The organism is Streptomyces ziwulingensis, assembly GCF_039542605.1.
GTDB lineage: Bacteria > Actinomycetota > Actinomycetes > Streptomycetales > Streptomycetaceae > Streptomyces > Streptomyces ziwulingensis.
The window spans coordinates 57,796-74,636 of the sequence record NZ_BAABIG010000056.1 but is presented as its reverse complement, the minus strand read 5'-3'; the positions used below and the strand labels follow the sequence as shown (position 1 = coordinate 74,636).

The window sequence follows — 16,841 nt, the reverse complement described above, 5'->3', positions numbered from 1 at the left end:
GGTGATCTGACAGGGATCGGTGGATCGCATGCCTGTGCCCCGTTCGGCCGTCGCGGACGCCTACGCACGCCTGACCGAGGTCCTCCCCGAGCTGGGCATCACCGAGCTGGCGGCGGGGGACGCGGTGCCGTCGGGCGGCGGCTGGGTGCCGGCCGCCGCCCTCGCGGCGGGCGGCGGCGCCCTGGACGCCTTCCTCGCCCGGGACGACGCCCAGGTGGTGCGGGACTACGGGCAGCGGGCCCGCCCGGACGTGGTCGCGAGCTTCGGTCTGCACCGGTACGCGTGGCCGGCCTGTCTGCTGATCACCGTGCCGTGGTTCCTGCACCGCCGGGTCCCCCGCCTCCCCGTGACGCACGTCGCCTACGACCGCGGCGCCGACGACCTGCCGATGGGCCGCCTGGCCGTGCGGCCGGACGGCTTCGCCTGCCTGCCCGGCGACCCGGCCGCCGCGCTGCCCGGCGCCCGCGTCGTCGCCGACGAGGACGCGCTGCGGGCCGAGGTGCGGGCGGCGGTCGCGGACCACCTGGAACCGGTGCTGGCCGGCTTCGGACCGCGCACCCGCAGGCGCGGACGGGCCCTGTGGGGCATGGCGACCGACGAGATCGTCGAGGGACTCTGGTACGTGGGCGAGCTGCTCGGCGAGCAGGAACGGGCCCGGCGCGAACTGGAGCTGCTGCTGCCGGGGACGACCCGGCCGTACGTGGGCACCCCGGCGTTCCGGGAACTGACCGGGCCGGACGGCGAGCCGCTGCCCACCCGGGACCGGGCGAGCTGCTGCATGTTCTACACCCTGCGCCCCGAGGACACCTGCGTCACCTGCCCGCGCACCTGCGACGCGGACCGGGTGAACAAGCTGCTGGCCAGCACCGGCTGACGACCCGTCGGCCCGGGGGTCCGCCGGTCCGCCGGTCCGGAGCACCCCCGGGCGTGTCCTAAGATCATGCGTAGGTGCGACCCCCGTGCGGTCACCGTGGATTCACCGGACCGGATTCACGCCTCCCCCACCGGCCACGGGAACTTTCCGAGGAACCATCCGTACGGGTACTGTTATTCGAACTCAACTCCTGCCCCTCATGAGGCAGTTCGAGCAGAGTGCCGTCCCGGGCAAACCCCCGCACTCCCTTGGCGGCATCTTGCCCCGAAAACCCCTGAGGGCCGGCGTGCTTGGGCCACTATGGCGGGCATTACGCCCTATCCCACTGCAAGGGACCCCTAGATGAGACTGACCGACATATCGCTGAACTGGCTGCTTCCGGGCGCCGTACTGCTCCTGGGCATGCTGGCGGCGGTGGCGGTACTCGCGCGCGGCAAGCGCTCCTCGGGGAAGGACACGAGCGCGGACGACTCGTGGGAGCGTGCGGAAGAGCGCCGCAGGCGCAAGGAAGCGCTGTACGGAACGTTCTCCTACATCCTCCTCTTCTGCTGTGCCGCGGTCGCCGCGGCACTCTCCTTCCACGGTCTGGTCGGGTTCGGCGAGCAGAACCTCGGCCTGTCCGACGGATGGCAGTACCTGGTCCCGTTCGGCCTCGACGGCGCGGCGATGTTCTGCTCCGTCCTCGCGGTCCGCGAGGCCAGCCACGGTGACGCGGCGCTCGGCTCCCGGATACTCGTATGGACGTTCGCGCTGGCGGCGGCCTGGTTCAACTGGGTGCACGCCCCCCGCGGTCTCGGCCACGCCGGCGCCCCGCACTTCTTCGCGGGCATGTCCATGTCGGCGGCGGTGCTGTTCGACCGCGCGCTGAAGCAGACCCGCCGGGCCGCCCTGCGCGAGCAGGGCCTGGTGCCGCGTCCGCTGCCGCAGATCCGTATCGTCCGCTGGCTGCGCGCTCCCCGGGAGACGTACGGCGCCTGGTCGCTGATGCTCCTCGAAGGCGTGCGGAGCCTGGACGAGGCGGTCGAGGAGGTCCGCGACGAGAAGCGGAAGAAGGACGAGACCCGTCAGCGCCGGCGCGAGCACGGGCGCATGGAGCGGGCGCAGCTCAAGGCGATCAGCCGGGGCCACGGGAACCCCCCGGGCCGCGGCGGCCGCAAGGCCGAGGTCGAGGTGCAGGTGGAGCGGGACTCCGACCGCGCCGCCGCGGAGCCTGCGATAGCCACGCCCGAGCTGCCCATGCGTCACCGCCCCTCGCTGCAGCCCGTGCCCAAAGGAGGGATCGACGCGATCACCGTCGACCTGACCGCGGAGGACGACACCCAGGCGCTGCCGCGCCTGGACTCCTTGGAGCGCAAGCTCAAGGACCTGGAGCAGCAGTTCGGCTGAGCCCCGCGCCGGGTCCGGACCGCCGGACCGCCGGACCGCCGGACCGCCGGACCGCTCCGGAAGGGGGCGTGACCTTCGGGTCACGCCCCCTCGGCGTCCAGTTCGAACCAGACCGCCTTGCCCACGCCGTGCGCCCGCACGCCCCAGGCGTCCGCGAGGGACTGCACCAGGATCAGGCCCCGGCCGTGCGTACCGTCCCCGTACATGCCGTCCTCGGGGCCGGCCGGCCGCGGGCGCGGCCACCGGCCCACGAAGTCCCGTACCTCCACGCGCAGCGACCCGGGCCCGACGGTGGCCGTCAGGACCGCGTCGTGCTCGGTGTGCAACAGCGCGTTGGTGACCAGCTCGCTGGTGAGCAGCTCCGCCACCTCCGAACGACCGGGCCGGCCCCAGTGCCGCAGCAGCTCGCGCAGCGCCCGCCGCGCCTCGGGTACCGCCTCCAGGTCGGACCGCCCCAGTCTGCGCCTGAGCTGGGGCGCCGCGTCCATGATGTCGCCGGCCTTCCCCTTCGTCGCGTCCGTCGCGTTCATCGCGTTCGCGTGCGGCGTGGTCGTCGCGCCGTCCGCCCGAGCGACCCCTACCAGCGCGGTCGCGCTCCCTCGTACCTGCTGCCTGTCCATGACCCCCCGCTCGCGTACCGCTGCCGGATCCCCTTCTTCTCGAACACATTCACTAAGGTTGTGTGCCCGATCGGGCGTCGGCCAGTCACGCGACCCCCGACGATCGGGTCTTCGGCCACCGGAATGGCCGATACCGCTGTTCCGGGCGGCGGTGTGTTCAGGGCCGGGGCAGGTTGCGCAGATTCGATCGAGCCATCTGGAGCATCCGGCCGACGCCTCCGTCCAGGACGATCTTCGAGGCGGAGAGGGCGAAGCCGGTCACCATGTCGGAGCTGATCTTCGGCGGGATGGACAGGGCGTCGGGGTCGGTGACGACGTCCACGAGGGCCGGGCCCTTGTGCTTGAACGCCGCCTTCAACGCCCCCGCCAGATCCCTCGGTTTCTCCACCCGGACCCCGAAGGCACCGCACGCCTCGGCCACGGCCGCGAAGTCGGGGTTCTTGTTCGTGGTGCCGTGCGAGGGGAGCCCGGCGACCAGCATCTCCAGTTCGACCATGCCGAGGGCGGAGTTGTCGAACAGGACGACCTTCACCGGCAGGTCGTACTGGACGAGGGTGAGGAAGTCGCCCATCAGCATCGAGAAGCCGCCGTCGCCCGACATGGAGACGACCTGGCGGCCGCGGTCGGTGAACTGCGCGCCGATCGCCATCGGCAGCGCGTTGGCCATCGAGCCGTGCGAGAACGAACCGATGATCCGGCGGCGCCCGTTGGGCGAGAGGTACCGGGCCGCCCACACGTTGCACATCCCGGTGTCGACCGTGAAGACCGCGTCGTCGGCGGCGACCTCGTCCAGCACCGCCGCCACGTACTCGGGGTGGATCGGCACCTGCTTGTCGACCTTGCGGGTGTACGCCTTGACCACGCCCTCCAGGGCGTCCGCGTGCTTCTTCAGCATGCGGTCGAGGAACTTGCGGCTCTTCTTCTCCCGCACCCGGGGGATCAGGCACCGCAGGGTCTCCCGGGCGTCGCCCCACACGGCGAGGTCCAGCTTGGAGCGGCGGCCCAGATGCTCGGGCCGGACGTCGATCTGGGCGATCTTGACGTCGTCGGGCAGGAAGGCGTTGTACGGGAAGTCGGTGCCGAGCAGGATCAGCAGATCGCACTCGTGGGTGGCCTCGTAGGCGGCGCCGTACCCGAGCAGACCGCTCATACCGACGTCGTACGGATTGTCGTACTGGATGTACTCCTTGCCGCGCAGGGCGTGGCCCACCGGCGACTTGACCTTCCGGGCGAACTCCATGACCTCGGCGTGCGCGCCCGCGGTGCCGCTGCCGCAGAACAGGGTGACCTTGTCGGCGTCGTCGATCAGCCGGACCAGCCGGTCGATCTCCGCGTCGCCGGGGCGGACGCTCGGCCGGGAGGTGACCAGGGCGGTCCCGGCGGCCCGCTCCGGGGCGGGTTCACCCGCGATGTCGCCGGGCAGCGAGACGACGCTGACGCCGGAGCGGCCGACGGCGTTCTGGATCGCGGTGTGCAGCAGCCGGGGCATCTGCTTCGGGCTGGAGATCAGCTCGCTGTAGTGGCTGCACTCCTGGAAGAGCCGGTCGGGGTGGGTCTCCTGGAAGTAGCCGAGGCCGATCTCGCCGGCCGGGATCTGCGAGGCGAGGGCGAGCACCGGGGCCATCGAACGGTGGGCGTCGTACAGCCCGTTGATGAGGTGCAGGTTGCCGGGGCCGCAGGAACCGGCGCAGGCGGCCAGCCTGCCGGTGATCTGCGCCTCGGCGCCGGCCGCGAAGGCGGCGGTCTCCTCGTGCCGTACGTGCACCCACTCGATGCCGGGGTGGCGGCGCACGGCGTCCACGACCGGGTTGAGGCTGTCGCCGACGACGCCGTAGAGGCGTTCCACTCCGGCGCGGGTGAGGATGTCGACGAACTGCTCGGCGACGTTCTGTCTCGCTTTGGCCATGGCCCTTGGGTGCCCCTTCGTTCCGTTCCGTCGGTGTTCCGCCGCGTCCACTGGTCCGCCGCGTTCCCTCCGGTCCATGAAGGCACAGGGCTTGCGTTCACGCCTCCCACACCGCGGCGGCCGTACGGTCGTCGGCGTACCCCTTGACGCGGGTCAGGCCGTCGGCGAGGAAGTCGGCCAGGCCCGGTGCGGTGGGGCCGGACCACCGGGCGGCGAGGTGGGCGCGGAGCGCGGGCTCGCCCCGCAGGGGCTCGGCCAGGCCCGCGCCGCACAGCAGCAGCACATCACCCGGGCGGGCGACCGAGGCGCGGAACCGGAAGGGTTCGCGGGGCGGCTCGGCGACCGGGTCCTGGTACGGGCTCGGCGGGGTGGGGATGCCGAGGTCCATGGTGAGCCGGTCGCCCTCGGGCGTCTCGGCGGGCTGCGAGCCGAAGCCCACGACGGGCTCGCCGACGGTGTCGGCCGGGCGGGGCTCGATGTCCTGCCAGTCCCCGTCCCGCAGCCGCCAGAGTCCGCCCGTGCCGACGCCGAAGAAGACGCGGGTACGGCAGTGCGGATCGGCGGGGAGCAGCAGGCAGCGCAGGGTGGCGGCGTACGCGTCCGGCGCCAGGCCCTGTTCGACGGCGCTGGCCCGGAGCCTGCCGAGGCTGCGGTCGGTGAGGCGGTGCAGGCCGGACTTGAGGTCGCCGCGGCGGCCGGCCCGGAGGTCCTCGGCCAGCCGGACGTGGCTGCGGCCCACGGCCCGGCCGATCCAGCGGCAGACCTCGGCGGCGGCGCGGTGCGCGCCCTCGGCGGCCCGGGTGCCGGTCGCCGTCGCCACCAGGACCAGGGCCTGGTCGCCGGTGCCGAAGCGGGCGGTGAGCAGCGCGTCGCGGCGCGGGTCGCCCCGGAACCGCGCGGAGTCCCCGCGCGAGGACAGCGCCCGCAGCGTGCAGGCCCCGTACCGGGCTCCGTCCAGCACGGTGTCGGCCACCAGTCCGCCGAGGTCGGCGGGGTCGGCGGGCGGCAGCGCGGTGGGCTCCGCGTGGTAGGTGGGCGGCCCGGAACCGACGTACTCCCGGGCCGCGACGGGCTCCGCCTCGCCGGACGCGACGGCCCCCGTCTCCCGGGAGGCGGCCGTCCCCGCCTCCACCGGCGCGGCGCGACCAGCGGCGGGGCGCCAGGACGCGGGCAGCGGGGGCGGGGGCGAGGCGGGGGGCGGAGGGGCGGTAGGAGGTGGAGGGGCGCTGGTGGGAGGTGGAGGGGTGGTGGGGAGGACGGCCGGTGGGGCGGGCGAGGTGACGGGCGGTCGGGCGCTCGGTGCGGGCGGCGCCGCCGCCGGGAGGGCCGCGGGAAAGGCCGCCGGGAAGGTCGTCGGCCCGGTGGGGGTGGCCGGCGGTGGTTGCCAGGGGGCGTGTGCCGGTGGGCCGGGGTCCGGCGCCGCTTCGGCGCGGGCCGCCGGGAGCGCCTCGGTCGGTGTGCTGGTCGGTACGCCGGTCGGTACGCCGGAGGCCCCGGTGTCCTCTCCCCCGTCCACCGTGTCCGCCGCCGAGGCGAACCGGTCGTCCAGGGAGTCGGCCGCGGCCGCGGCTCCCGTGTCACCCGTGGAGTCGTCGTAAAGCTGACCCCACCAGTCGTCGTCCTCGTGGCCGGTGGGACTTCCCCCCTGCTGGCTCATGCCCCTAATTGTCGACCGCGCGGGCCGCGGGGAAACGGGGCGTCCGGAAATAGCGGGGGCACGCCGGAGGTCGCCGGGCGGCCCCACCCCCCACGGGAGGACCGCCCGGCGACTGCGAAGCGATCCGGGCGCGTTCCCCCGGCGGGCGCGGGTCGGCGCACGTCACGGGCCCGGATCACGGCATGGCGGCGGACCTCCCCCGAGGCCGGGGCACCGGTCGGCGCTGCGCTGACGCCACCTTGGCAGAGTGACGCGTACAACCGCGATGATGTACGAAGGCGGGTTTGCGCCGTGGCCGTTTCCCGCCACGGACGCCATCCCGAGGTTCGTGGTCCAGGGGAGGGACGGGCGCTGATGCTGGGAGTGCTGGGGCTGGAGGAGACGCAGGAGGCGGCCTACCGGGCGCTGGTGTCCGTCGGGGCGGCCGACGTGCCCGATCTGGCCCGGCGGCTGGCACTCGGCGAGCGGGCCACCGAGCGGGCCCTGCGCCGCCTGGAGCAGAGCGGGCTGGCGGCGCAGTCGTCGGCCCGGCCGGGCCGCTGGGTGGCGGCACCGCCCGGGGTGGCGCTGGGCGCCCTGCTCACCCAGCAGCGCCACGAGCTGGAGAAGGCGGAGCTGGCGGCGGTGCTGCTGGCCGAGGAGTACCGGGCCTCGGCGGGCGAACCGGCCGTGCACGACCTGGTCGAGGTGGTGACCGGCGCGGCGGCGGTCACCCGGCGCTTCCTCCAACTCCAGCTCGGCGCCGCCGAGGAGGTGTGCGCCCTGGTCACCGGCAGCCCCGTCGCCGTCACCGGCATGGAGAACGACGCGGAGGAGCAGGCCACCGGGCGCGGGGTGCGCTACCGGGTGGTGGTGGAGCGGTCGGTACTGGACCGGCCGGACGGCATCACGGAGCTGACCGCGGCGCTCGGCCGCGACGAGCGGGTACGGGTGGTGGACCGGGTGCCGACCAAGCTGGTGATCGCCGACGGCGCGCTCGCGCTGGTGCCGCTCACCGCCCGGTCCGCGGAGCCCGCCGCGCTGGTCGTGCACGCCAGCGGCCTGCTGGAACTGCTCTCCGGTCTCTTCGAGTCGGTGTGGCGCGGCGCGCTGCCGCTGCGGCTCGGTACGACCGGGGTGAGCGAGCGGGAGCCCGACGGCCCCGACGGCACCGACCTGGAGATCCTTTCGCTGCTGCTGGCCGGTCTGACCGACGCGAGCGTGGCCAAACAGCTCGACCTGGGGCTGCGGACCGTACAGCGCCGGGTGAAGCGGCTGATGGAACTCACCGGGGTGACCACCCGCCTGCAACTGGGCTGGCACGCCTACGAGCGCGGCTGGGTGGCCCGCGACCGCTGAACCCGTCAGCCCGATCCGCGCGCGCCGGGCGCGGGCCGACCCCGCACCGGCACCGGCACCGGCACACCCTCCAGGGCGAGCAGCCGGATCTTGCGGTCCAGTCCGCCGGCGTACCCCGTCAGCGAACCGTCGGCGCCGATCACCCGGTGGCAGGGGCGCAGGATCAGCAGCGGGTTGGCGCCGATCGCGCCGCCGACGGCCCGTACCGCGGCCCGGGAGGCACCGACGCGGGCGGCGATCTCGCCGTACGTGGTGGTGGTGCCGTAGGGGACGGCGTCGAGGGCGTCCCACACCTTGGTGCGGAAGACGGTGCCCTCGGCGCGCAGCGGCAGCCGGAAGACGACCGGCTCCCCGGCGAAGTAGGCGGCGAGCTGCTCGGCGGCCGCGCGGAACGGTCCCGGGTCGGACCGCCAGCCCTCCTGGACGCTCCGGCCGCCCTTCTGCCCGGGCACGGACAAGGAGGTCAGCGCCCCGTCGGCGGCGGCGGTCAGCAGCAGCGGGCCGACCGGGCTGTCGATCGCGGTCCAGTGGGTGGTGAGGAGGCTGTGCATGGGTTACTCCGACTCTCGCGCGGTGCGCAGGTGGTTCAGGGCGTAGGAGCGCCAGGGGCGCCAGGTGTCGGGGGCGTGCGCGCCGGGCGCGGCGGCGTCCGGGTCGCCGAGTCCCCGGGCGCGGACGGCGGCCGCGGTGGCCGGGTCCATGCCGGGCAGGGCGAGCAGCGCGCGCTCGGCGTCGTCCCGGTCGGCGCCGGGGTCGAGGCGTACGGTGCCGTCGGCGAGGGCGGCGGTGAGGGCGCCGGCGGTGCCGTCCGGTTCGGCCTCGGCGAGGACCGCCGGTTCGGGGAAGAGGTGGGTGAGGGTGCCGCAGGGGGCGTCCAGTGTGGTGCCGTACCGCCGGACGAGCCGTTCCGCCTCGGCCCGCCCCACCAGGGCGCGGACGGCGAACTCCTCGGGGTCGGCGGTGCCGGGCGGGCGCAGCCCCGGGCGGGCCGCGACCAGTGGGGCGAGCCGGGGGTCGGCGGCGAGCCGCTCGTCGACGGCGTACGGGTCGGCGTCGAGGTCGAACAGGCGCCGCAGCCGTTGTACGGCGGTGGTCAGGTCACGCGGGTCGGTGAGGCGCAGTCCGGCCTCCAGCCAGCCGCCGGTGCCCGTTCCGCCGGTGCCCGGTCGGCCGGGCCGCTCGTCGACGGTGACGATGCCGGTGCCGTACGGCAGCCGCAGGGTGCGCCGGTAGCGGCGGCGGCCGGGCGGTCCGGTGACCTCCTCGACGCCCGTGAGGGCCTCCCGCTGGAGCAGGTCGAAGACGGGTCCTGGCTGGTAGGGGCCCCGGTGGGCGAGGCGCAAGGGTATGCCGGTGGACGGGGTGGCCGCGCGGCGGGCGGCCTGGTCGCGGACCGGGGTGGCGGCGCGCAGCGCGCTCGGGGTGGCCGCGTACACGGCCCGGACGGTGTCGTTGAACTGGCGCACGCTGGCGAACCCGGCGGCGAAGGCGACCTCGGTGACGGGCAGGCCGGTGGTGCGCAGCAGTATCCGCGCGGTGTGCGCGCGCTGGGCGCGGGCCAGCGCGACCGGTCCGGCGCCCAGTTCGGCGGTGAGCTGGCGCTGCACCTGCCGGGCGCTGTACCCGAGCCGCGTGGCGAGGCCGGCGACGCCCTCGCGGTCGACGACGCCGTCTGCGATCAGCCGCATGGCGCGGCCCACGACGTCGGCGCGGACGTTCCAGTCGGCCGAGCCCGGCACGGCGTCCGGGCGGCACCGCCGGCAGGCCCGGAACCCCGACCCCTGCGCGGCGGCGGCCGTCGCGTAGAACCGCACGTTGCGCCGGACCGGCGTACGCGCCGGGCAGCTCGGCCGGCAGTAGATGCCGGTCGTGACGACGGCGAAGAAGAACGCCCCGTCGAACCGGGCGTCCCGGCCACGCACCGCCTCGTACCTGCTGTCGTCGTCCTTCACACCGTCCAGTCTCCGCCAGTCCCGGGGTCCGGGCTGGCGGAAATCGGACATGGCTCACGGGGTGGGGGCTGCCGCACCCGGCTCGCTCCCGCCAGGATCACCGCACCCGGCCCCGCTTGACCTCCATCGCGGCGCGGCCCTCGGCGCCCCGGCGCTTCCACTCCTTGCGGATCTCCGCGCGGAGCCGGGCGTCGGTCTTGGCGACGATCCGCTGGTTCTCCCGCAGCAGCTTGCGGTAGCTCTCCAGCCGGCGTTCGGGCAGCTCACCGGTGTCGACGGCGGCCAGCACCGCGCAGCCCGGCTCGCTCTCGTGGGCGCAGTCGTGGAACCGGCAGTCGGCGGCCAGCTCCTCGATCTCGGAGAAGACCTGCCCGACCCCGTGTCCGGCGTCCCACAGCCCGACGCCGCGCAGCCCGGGGGTGTCGATCAGCACTCCCCCGCCGGGCAGGACGAGCAGGTTGCGGGTGGTGGTGGTGTGGCGTCCCTTGCCGTCGACGTCACGGGCCGCCCGTACGTCCATGACGTCCGCGCCGACGAGCGAGTTGGCGAGGGTGGACTTGCCCGCGCCGGACTGCCCGAGCAGCACGGCGGTCGAGCCGGAGACGACGGCGGCCAGCACGTCCAGTCCGTCGCCGTGCAGGGCACTGACGGGCAGCACCGGCACGCCGGGCGCGGCCGTCCCGACATCCTGGACGAGGTGCGCGAGCGTCACCGGGTCGGGCACGAGGTCGGCCTTGGAGAGCACCACCACGGGTTGCGCCCCGGATTCCCAGGCCAGCGCGAGGAACCGCTCGACGCGGGCGAGGTCGAGTTCGACGGCGAGCGAGACGGCGACGATCACGTGATCGACGTTGGCCGCGAGGATCTGTCCCTCGGACCGCTTGGAGGAGGTGGAGCGGACGAAGGCGGTACGGCGGGGCAGCAGCGTCCGTACGTACAGCGGATCACTGCCGTCCGGGTCGACGGCGGCCCAGTCCCCCGTGCACACGACCTTCATCGGATCGCGCGGGACGACGAACTCGGTGTCGGCGCGGACGGTGCCGGCCGGTGTGACGACGTCACAGAGCCCGCGATCGACCCGGACGACACGACCGGGCACGAGACCCCGCCCGGCGTACGGGGCGAACTCGGCCTCCCAGCCCGCGTCCCAGCCGTACGGCACCAGCGGATGCGCGGCCGCCGAGGACAACGAGGACGAACCCGGAAGAGAGGGAAGAGAGGAGGAAGAGGCAGAGGCAGAGGCAGAGGAGGAGGAAGACAAGGGGTGACCCTTCACAGGGGTGGCCCCGGCACCGCGCCCGGCGGGCACGGAAGGTGAGCAGTGAGGTCAGCCGGCGGCCACGGAGGTGGACTGGACGAGCTTTCGGATGCGGGCAACGCCCATCGCAACGACAGCCATCGGTCAACACCTCCCTCACGTGGAACGAGTGCCGGCGGCCACCTGACCACCGGATCGCGTCCAACCTTAGCCACCCCGCTCGGGGATGCACCAGCCGATTACCGGGCCCGCGCCGAACACGACCGCGCCCGTACGGACACCCGCGCCTTCCACCGACCCGTCATCGCGGAGGCCGTGCCCCAGAAGTCCCGGTCAGCCCGGCCGCTTCCTATAGGTTCGATCACATCCCGTCGGCGGACGGGTCAGGACCGACTCGTGAGGGGATTCGCGTGGCCACCATCCACCGCACCACCATGACGCCCACCAAGCTGGAACTGCTCACCGGCTGGCTGCCGAAGCAGGACTGGTACGCGGGTGATCCGGAGGCGCCGGAACTGGTCACGGCGGGTGGGTTCCGGCTGGACGATCCGCAGGGCGCGGTCGGGATCGAGTTCATGATCGTGGCGGATGCCGCGACGGCGGAGCCGGTGGCGTATCTGGTCCCTCTGGGCTACCGGGATGCGGCGCTGGCAGACGATGTCGACGAGGCGCTGATCGGTACCTCGGAGCATGGTGTGCTCGGCACCCGGTGGGTCTACGACGGTGCCCGCGACCCCGTGGTGACGGAGCGGTTGCGCGCGCTCCTGCGCGGCGAGGCGGTGCCGCAGCACCAGAGCGTGAGCGACACCCTCGACCCGACCGTCACCGTGCGGGGAACCGGCCCTGCCGACGGGGCCGACGTGCGGATCAACCGCGTCCTGCGGTCGGCGCGACCCGTACAGGCGCAACCCGTACAGGGGTCGTCCGGCGATCTCGTCGCCGGGTGGACCTGGCCGGACGGGTCGGCCGCACGCGGAGTACTCGCGACCGTCGTCCCGCGGCGATAGGGCGACCGTGCCGGCGTGCGCGCAGCCCGTCACCGCTTCTGCGGGGACGGCCTCGGTTCGGCGGGCGCGGCGGTCAGGTCGAGCAGGAGCATCGCGTCGTGGTCGGGTGTCCCCGGTTCGGCGGTGTAGACGACCATGCGCTGGCCGAGGGTGCCTTCGAGGGCCATTCCCTGGTAGCCGAGAGTGATCTTCCCGACCTGAGGGTGCTGGAAGGTCTTGGCGGCGATTTTGCGGCCGGTGACCTCGTAGCGCTCCCACAGTCCGGCGAAGGCGGGACTCTTCAGGAGCAGCTCGCCGACGAGGTGGGTGAGGTCGGGGGCGTCGGGGTCGGTGCCGGCCAGGGCGCGCAGGCGGGCGACGCACCCGCGGATCTGGCTGTCCCAGTCGGGGAAGACGTCACGGGCGGCCGGGTGCAGGAAGAGGTAGCGGGCGAGGTTGCGCTGGGTGGCGGGCCAGTCGGTCAGGCCGGCGTAGAGAGCGAGGCCGCCCGGGTTGTGGGCGAGGACGTCCATGCTGCGGCTGACGACGTAGGCCGGACTGGGCCGCACGGCTTCCAGGATGAGTTTCGCAGGGGGGCGCACGGTGCGGCTGGGCGCCGGGGCGGCCTGCGGCGCGTAGCGGGCGGCGCGGACGGCGAGGTCCCGCAGATGCTGGTGCTCGGCGTCGTCCAGCCGCAGGGCGCGGGCCAGGGCGTCGACCACGGCGAGGCTGGGGCGGGTCTCCTTGCCGCGTTCGATGCGGGTGTAGTAATCGATGCTGACCCCGGCGAGGGTGGCCAGCTCCTCACGGCGCAGGCCCGGGGTGCGGCGTACCCCGGGGCCTGGGGTGAGGCCGGCGGACTGGGGGCTGGTCTGCGTCCGGCGGGCGCGCAGGAACCGTGCCAGTTCGTCGCCGCCGCTGTGCTGCTCGGGTGCCATGGCGCCAGTGTCTCTCCGTCGCCCTCGGAACATGTCCGTCGAGGGGAGCCCTGCTACACCCCCGCTGGCCAGCCCGTGGCACAGCTCGGCCTGCCTGGCGCGGGCTCGGCGCGGCAGTCTGGACGGTGCCGCCGCGCCCCCTGTCCCGCGAACCGGGACCGAACTGGAGAAGCATGCCGACCGTCCAGGCGTACGCCGCCACCTCCGCCATCGAGATCAAACACACCGGTGTCTGTCCCTCCGACGTCCGCCACCGGTTCGTGATCGACATCGCGACTCTGAACGGCTGATCGCGGGCCCCACCGCCGGCCTCGCCGCGCGGCCGCGGGCGGTGTCCTCCCCGATGGCGGCCCGGGTGGGGGTGAGCCACGGTGGAAGGCGACGAACATGTCCGCCGAACCGTACTGAACCACTCCGAAACGCTCCGCATCGCGCCGACCCCATGGCCGCCCCGCCCCCTCTGCACCCCCGCACCAAGCTTCTGTAGTCGGAAAGGCAAGACCCCCATGCGTGCCACCTTCATGTACGGCCCCGGCGACGTCCGGGTCGAGAACGTCCCCGACCCGCGGATCGTCGAGCCCACCGACGCGATCGTCCGGATCACCCTGGCCTGCGTCTGCGGCTCCGACCTGCACCCTTACCACTCCATGGACAAGACCGACGAGGGTGTCCCGATGGGGCACGAGTTCCTCGGCGTGGTCGAGGAGACCGGTTCCGAGGTCACCGGTCTCCAGCGCGGCGACTTCGTCGTCTCGCCGTTCGCGTTCGCGGACAACACCTGTCCGATCTGCCGGGACGGTTTCCACACCGCCTGTCCGCACGGCGGCTGGTACGGCGCCGGAGGTGTCGGCGGCGCCCAGGCCGAGGCCATCCGGGTACCGCAGGCCGACGGCACCCTGGTCAAGATCCCCGCGGCCGTGGACAAGGCCCTCCTGCCCTCGCTGCTCGCCCTGAGCGACGTCTACCTCACCGGCCATCACGCCGCCCACATGGGCCGGGTCGGGGCCGGTCGGACCGTCACCGTGATCGGTGACGGCGCGGTGGGCCTGTCCGCCGTACTGGCCTCCCGCCGGATGGGCGCCGAGCGCATCATCCTCATGGGCCGCCACACCTCCCGTACCGACCTGGGCAGGGAGTGGGGCGCCACCGAGGTCGTCGCCGAGCGCGGCGCGGAGGGCATCGCGAAGGTGCTGGAGCTGACCGGCGGCGAGGGTTCCCACGTCGTCCTCGAAGCCGTCGGCCTGATGCCCGCCTACGAGCAGGCGTACGGCATCGTCCGGGCCGGCGGGATCATCTCCCGGGTCGGAGTCCCGCAGTACGAGGAGGCCCCGGTCGGTTTCGGGTCGCTGTTCGGGAAGAACGCCGGTCTGACCGGCGGCCCCGCCCCCGTGCGCGCCTACCTCGAGCAGGCGATCCCGGACGTGCTGGAGGGCCGCATCGACCCGGGCCGGGTGTTCGACGCCGAGGTCGGCCTCGACCAGGTCGCCGACGCCTACCGGGCCATGGACGACCGCACCCGCCTCAAGGTGGTGGTCCGTCCGTGAGATGGCCCGGGTCTTCGACTTCCTGCACGCCACCAACGACGTCCTCACCGGCCGCGGCATCGAACTGCCCCTGGAGGGCCAGTCCACGTCGGCAACACCCGCGCCGCCCTGCTCGCCGTCCTGACCGGCCTGCTGCCGTTCATCGGCTATCCCCACACCCTCAACGCGCTGGCCGCCGTCGACGCCACCGCACCCGCCGACACCGCTCCCGCCGGCACCGCCCCGACCGCGGAGGACCCCGCATGACCGCTACACGTACCTGGCTCATCACCGGCGTCGGCAGCGGCTTCGGCCACGCGCTGACCACCCGGCTCCTGGAGCGCGGTGACACGGTCATCGGCACCGTCCGCGCCCTGGACAAGGTCGCCGACCCGATCGACGCCTACGAGGGCAACCCCGCCCACGCCTTCCGGGCCATGCTGGACCCCGCAGGCGGTCTCGCCCCCGGTGACCCGCAGCGCATGGCCGCCCGCATCATCGAGTCCGTCGACACCGAGCCCGCCCCGCTGCGGATGGTCCTCGGCTCCCAGGCCCTGGAATCCACCCTCGGTGTGCGGCGCAAGCGGATCGACGGCTTCGAGACGCAGCGCGACCTCGCGGCCTCCACGGACTTCCCGCTCGGGGAGTGACCGCTGCCCGGAACGCGGGCGGGAGCACATCACACCGGCACAGACCCGGTCGCCGCCGGGCACCCCGACGACAAGGAGAATTCGCGTGCGAACCGTCACCCTGAACAACGGCATCGAGATGCCGATCCTCGGCTTCGGCGTCTACCAGATCCCGCCGGAACAGACCGAGCGGGCCGTCGCCGACGCCCTCGCGGCCGGCTACCGGCTCCTGGACACCGCGGCCGCCTACGGCAACGAGGAAGCCGTCGGCCGGGCCGTCAAGGCCGCGGGTGTCCCGCGCGAGGAACTGTTCGTCACCACCAAACTGTGGGTCCAGACGGCGTGCGGCACCAGTCCTGGGGCGGCTTCGCCGAAGGCAAGAACAACCTGTTCACCCACCCCGTCCTGAGCGAGATCGGCACGGCGCACGACAAGTCCGCCGCCCAGGTCGTACTGCGCTGGCTGATCCAGCGGGAGATCGTCACGATCCCCAAGTCGGTCGACCCCGACCGCATGGCGCAGAACTTCGACGTCTTCGACTTCGCCCTCACCGACGAGGAGATGACACGGATCGCCGCCCTCGACACGGGCAGGACGCTGTTCTTCGACCACCACGACCCCGAGATGGTCGCCTGGCTCAGCAAGCGCCGCCTGGACGGCTGAACGCGGGAGACCGGACGCCGGACGCCGCAGGGAACAGCCGCCGACCCGACAGGAGAATCACGAACCATGAAGTACATCAACCTGGGTGACCTGGAAGTCTCCCGGATCGGTCTGGGCGCGATGGGCATGTCCCACGGCCTGACCGGCGCCGGCAGCGACGACGCGGAGTCCATCCGCACCATCCACCGCGCCCTCGACCTCGGCGTCACCCTCATCGACACCGCCGAGATCTACGGCCCCTACGTCAACGAAGACCTCGTCGGACAGGCCCTCAAGGGCCGCCGTGACCAGGTCGTCCTCGCCACCAAGTTCGGCATGATCGACCACGGCGGGGCCGGCGCCTGGAACCTCAACTCCACCCCGGCCAACATCCGCACCTCGGTCGAGGGTTCCCTCGAACGCCTCGGGACCGACCACATCGACCTGTACTACCAGCACCGCGTCGACCCGGACACCCCCATCGAGGAGACCGCCGGCGCCGTCGCCGAACTGATCGCCGAGGGCAAGGTCCGCCACTTCGGCCTGTCCGAGGCCGGCCCGGACACCATCCGCCGCGCCCACGCCGTCCATCCCGTCGCCGCCGTGCAGTCCGAGTACTCGCTGTGGACCCGCGGCGTCGAGGACCGGGTCCTGCCCGTGCTGCGGGAGCTGGGCATCGGCCTGGTGCCGTTCGCCCCGCTCGGACATGGGTTCCTCACCGGCAGCGTCCGTGACGAGAGCGACTTCGAAGAGGGCGACTTCCGGCGCGGCAACCCACGCTTCACCGGCGAGAACTTCCGGCGCAACCTGGCCCTCGCCGACGAGGTCCAGGCCATCGCCGCCCAGGTCGGCGCCACCCCCGCCCAGGTCGCCATCGCCTGGCTCCTCGCTCAGGGCGACGACATCGCCCCCATCCCCGGCACCAAGCGCGTCACCCGCGTCGAGGAGAACACCGCCGCCGACAGCCTCCGGCTCACCGACGAGGTCCTGGCGAAGCTCTCCGGTCTGCCTCCGGCGGCGGGCGACACCCACACCGAAGCCGGCCTGGCCATGCTGGAACGCTGACCCGCGTTCCCTTCCCCACCCCACCCTTCNCCACCCCACCCCCGACCCGCCGCACCAACGCAAGGAG

The 16,841-nt window shown here is 73.6% G+C and carries 15 protein-coding genes and 1 pseudogene; 9 read left to right on the top strand and 7 right to left on the bottom strand.

The annotated features are described in order from the left end of the window. The first annotated feature begins 28 nt into the window (after positions 1-28). Together ABEB00_RS25645 and ABEB00_RS25640 are read left to right on the top strand one after the other, a co-directional pair. Positions 29-874: a (2Fe-2S)-binding protein gene (locus ABEB00_RS25645; protein ID WP_345622571.1), complete on the top strand. Its 846-nt coding sequence runs from the start codon at positions 29-31 to the stop codon at positions 872-874. Between the two features lie 342 nt (positions 875-1,216). Then, a complete protein-coding gene (locus ABEB00_RS25640) occupies positions 1,217-2,260 on the top strand; it encodes a DUF2637 domain-containing protein (protein ID WP_345622570.1) in 1,044 nt (347 codons plus the stop codon). Between the two features lie 80 nt (positions 2,261-2,340). Here ABEB00_RS25640 and ABEB00_RS25635 read toward each other — a convergent pair whose 3' ends face one another. The 3 genes from ABEB00_RS25635 to ABEB00_RS25625 form a co-directional block, all read right to left on the bottom strand. Continuing rightward, complete coding sequence (locus ABEB00_RS25635; protein ID WP_345622651.1) at positions 2,341-2,790, bottom strand: ATP-binding protein; 450 nt, start codon at positions 2,788-2,790, stop codon at positions 2,341-2,343. Positions 2,791-3,037: 247 nt separating this feature from the next. Next, positions 3,038-4,786, bottom strand: a complete 1,749-nt coding sequence (locus tag ABEB00_RS25630) for a pyruvate dehydrogenase (RefSeq protein WP_345622569.1) — start codon at positions 4,784-4,786, stop codon at positions 3,038-3,040. 97 nt (positions 4,787-4,883) lie between these two features. Continuing rightward, positions 4,884-6,443: a protein phosphatase 2C domain-containing protein gene (locus ABEB00_RS25625; protein ID WP_345622568.1), complete on the bottom strand. Its 1,560-nt coding sequence runs from the start codon at positions 6,441-6,443 to the stop codon at positions 4,884-4,886. Positions 6,444-6,797: 354 nt separating this feature from the next. On the opposite strand from ABEB00_RS25625, the gene ABEB00_RS25620 reads away from it, so the two are divergent. Beyond that, entirely contained in the window at positions 6,798-7,781 is a 984-nt protein-coding gene (locus ABEB00_RS25620) for a helix-turn-helix domain-containing protein (protein WP_345622567.1), read from the top strand. Between the two features lie 5 nt (positions 7,782-7,786). Here the strand turns inward: ABEB00_RS25620 and ABEB00_RS25615 are convergent, their stop codons facing one another. The 3 genes from ABEB00_RS25615 to rsgA are packed head-to-tail and all read right to left on the bottom strand — an operon-like array spanning position 7,787 to position 10,922. Continuing rightward, entirely contained in the window at positions 7,787-8,332 is a 546-nt protein-coding gene (locus ABEB00_RS25615) for a methylated-DNA--[protein]-cysteine S-methyltransferase (RefSeq protein WP_345622566.1), read from the bottom strand. A gap of 3 nt (positions 8,333-8,335) precedes the next feature. After that, positions 8,336-9,784 carry a DNA-3-methyladenine glycosylase 2 family protein gene (locus ABEB00_RS25610; RefSeq protein WP_345622564.1) on the bottom strand — a complete coding sequence of 483 codons (1,449 nt, stop codon included), beginning with the start codon at positions 9,782-9,784 and terminating at the stop codon, positions 8,336-8,338. A gap of 46 nt (positions 9,785-9,830) precedes the next feature. Then, positions 9,831-10,922 carry a ribosome small subunit-dependent GTPase A gene (rsgA, locus tag ABEB00_RS25605; protein ID WP_345622563.1) on the bottom strand — a complete coding sequence of 364 codons (1,092 nt, stop codon included), beginning with the start codon at positions 10,920-10,922 and terminating at the stop codon, positions 9,831-9,833. Positions 10,923-11,401: 479 nt separating this feature from the next. On the opposite strand from rsgA, the gene ABEB00_RS25600 reads away from it, so the two are divergent. Next, positions 11,402-11,998, top strand: coding sequence for a maltokinase N-terminal cap-like domain-containing protein (locus tag ABEB00_RS25600; RefSeq protein WP_345622562.1), 597 nt, complete (start codon positions 11,402-11,404; stop codon positions 11,996-11,998). 29 nt (positions 11,999-12,027) lie between these two features. Here ABEB00_RS25600 and ABEB00_RS25595 read toward each other — a convergent pair whose 3' ends face one another. After that, a complete protein-coding gene (locus tag ABEB00_RS25595; protein ID WP_345622561.1) occupies positions 12,028-12,915 on the bottom strand; it encodes a helix-turn-helix transcriptional regulator in 888 nt (295 codons plus the stop codon). Between the two features lie 506 nt (positions 12,916-13,421). Between ABEB00_RS25595 and ABEB00_RS25590 the strand changes: the two genes are divergently transcribed. The 5 genes and pseudogenes from ABEB00_RS25590 (at position 13,422) to ABEB00_RS25570 (ending at position 16,774) form a co-directional block, all read left to right on the top strand. Then, positions 13,422-14,459: an alcohol dehydrogenase catalytic domain-containing protein gene (locus ABEB00_RS25590; RefSeq protein WP_345622560.1), complete on the top strand. Its 1,038-nt coding sequence runs from the start codon at positions 13,422-13,424 to the stop codon at positions 14,457-14,459. A 1-nt stretch (position 14,460) separates the two neighbouring features. Beyond that, on the top strand, positions 14,461-14,583 hold the full coding sequence (locus tag ABEB00_RS25585) for a hypothetical protein (protein WP_345622559.1): 123 nt from the start codon (positions 14,461-14,463) through the stop codon (positions 14,581-14,583). Positions 14,584-14,701: 118 nt separating this feature from the next. Then, a complete protein-coding gene (locus ABEB00_RS25580; RefSeq protein ID WP_345622558.1) occupies positions 14,702-15,088 on the top strand; it encodes a Rossmann-fold NAD(P)-binding domain-containing protein in 387 nt (128 codons plus the stop codon). An 85-nt stretch (positions 15,089-15,173) separates the two neighbouring features. Beyond that, positions 15,174-15,730 (top strand): annotated as a pseudogene (locus tag ABEB00_RS25575) (aldo/keto reductase). Between the two features lie 66 nt (positions 15,731-15,796). After that, a complete protein-coding gene (locus ABEB00_RS25570) occupies positions 15,797-16,774 on the top strand; it encodes an aldo/keto reductase (RefSeq protein WP_345622556.1) in 978 nt (325 codons plus the stop codon). The last annotated feature ends 67 nt before the right edge of the window (positions 16,775-16,841 follow it).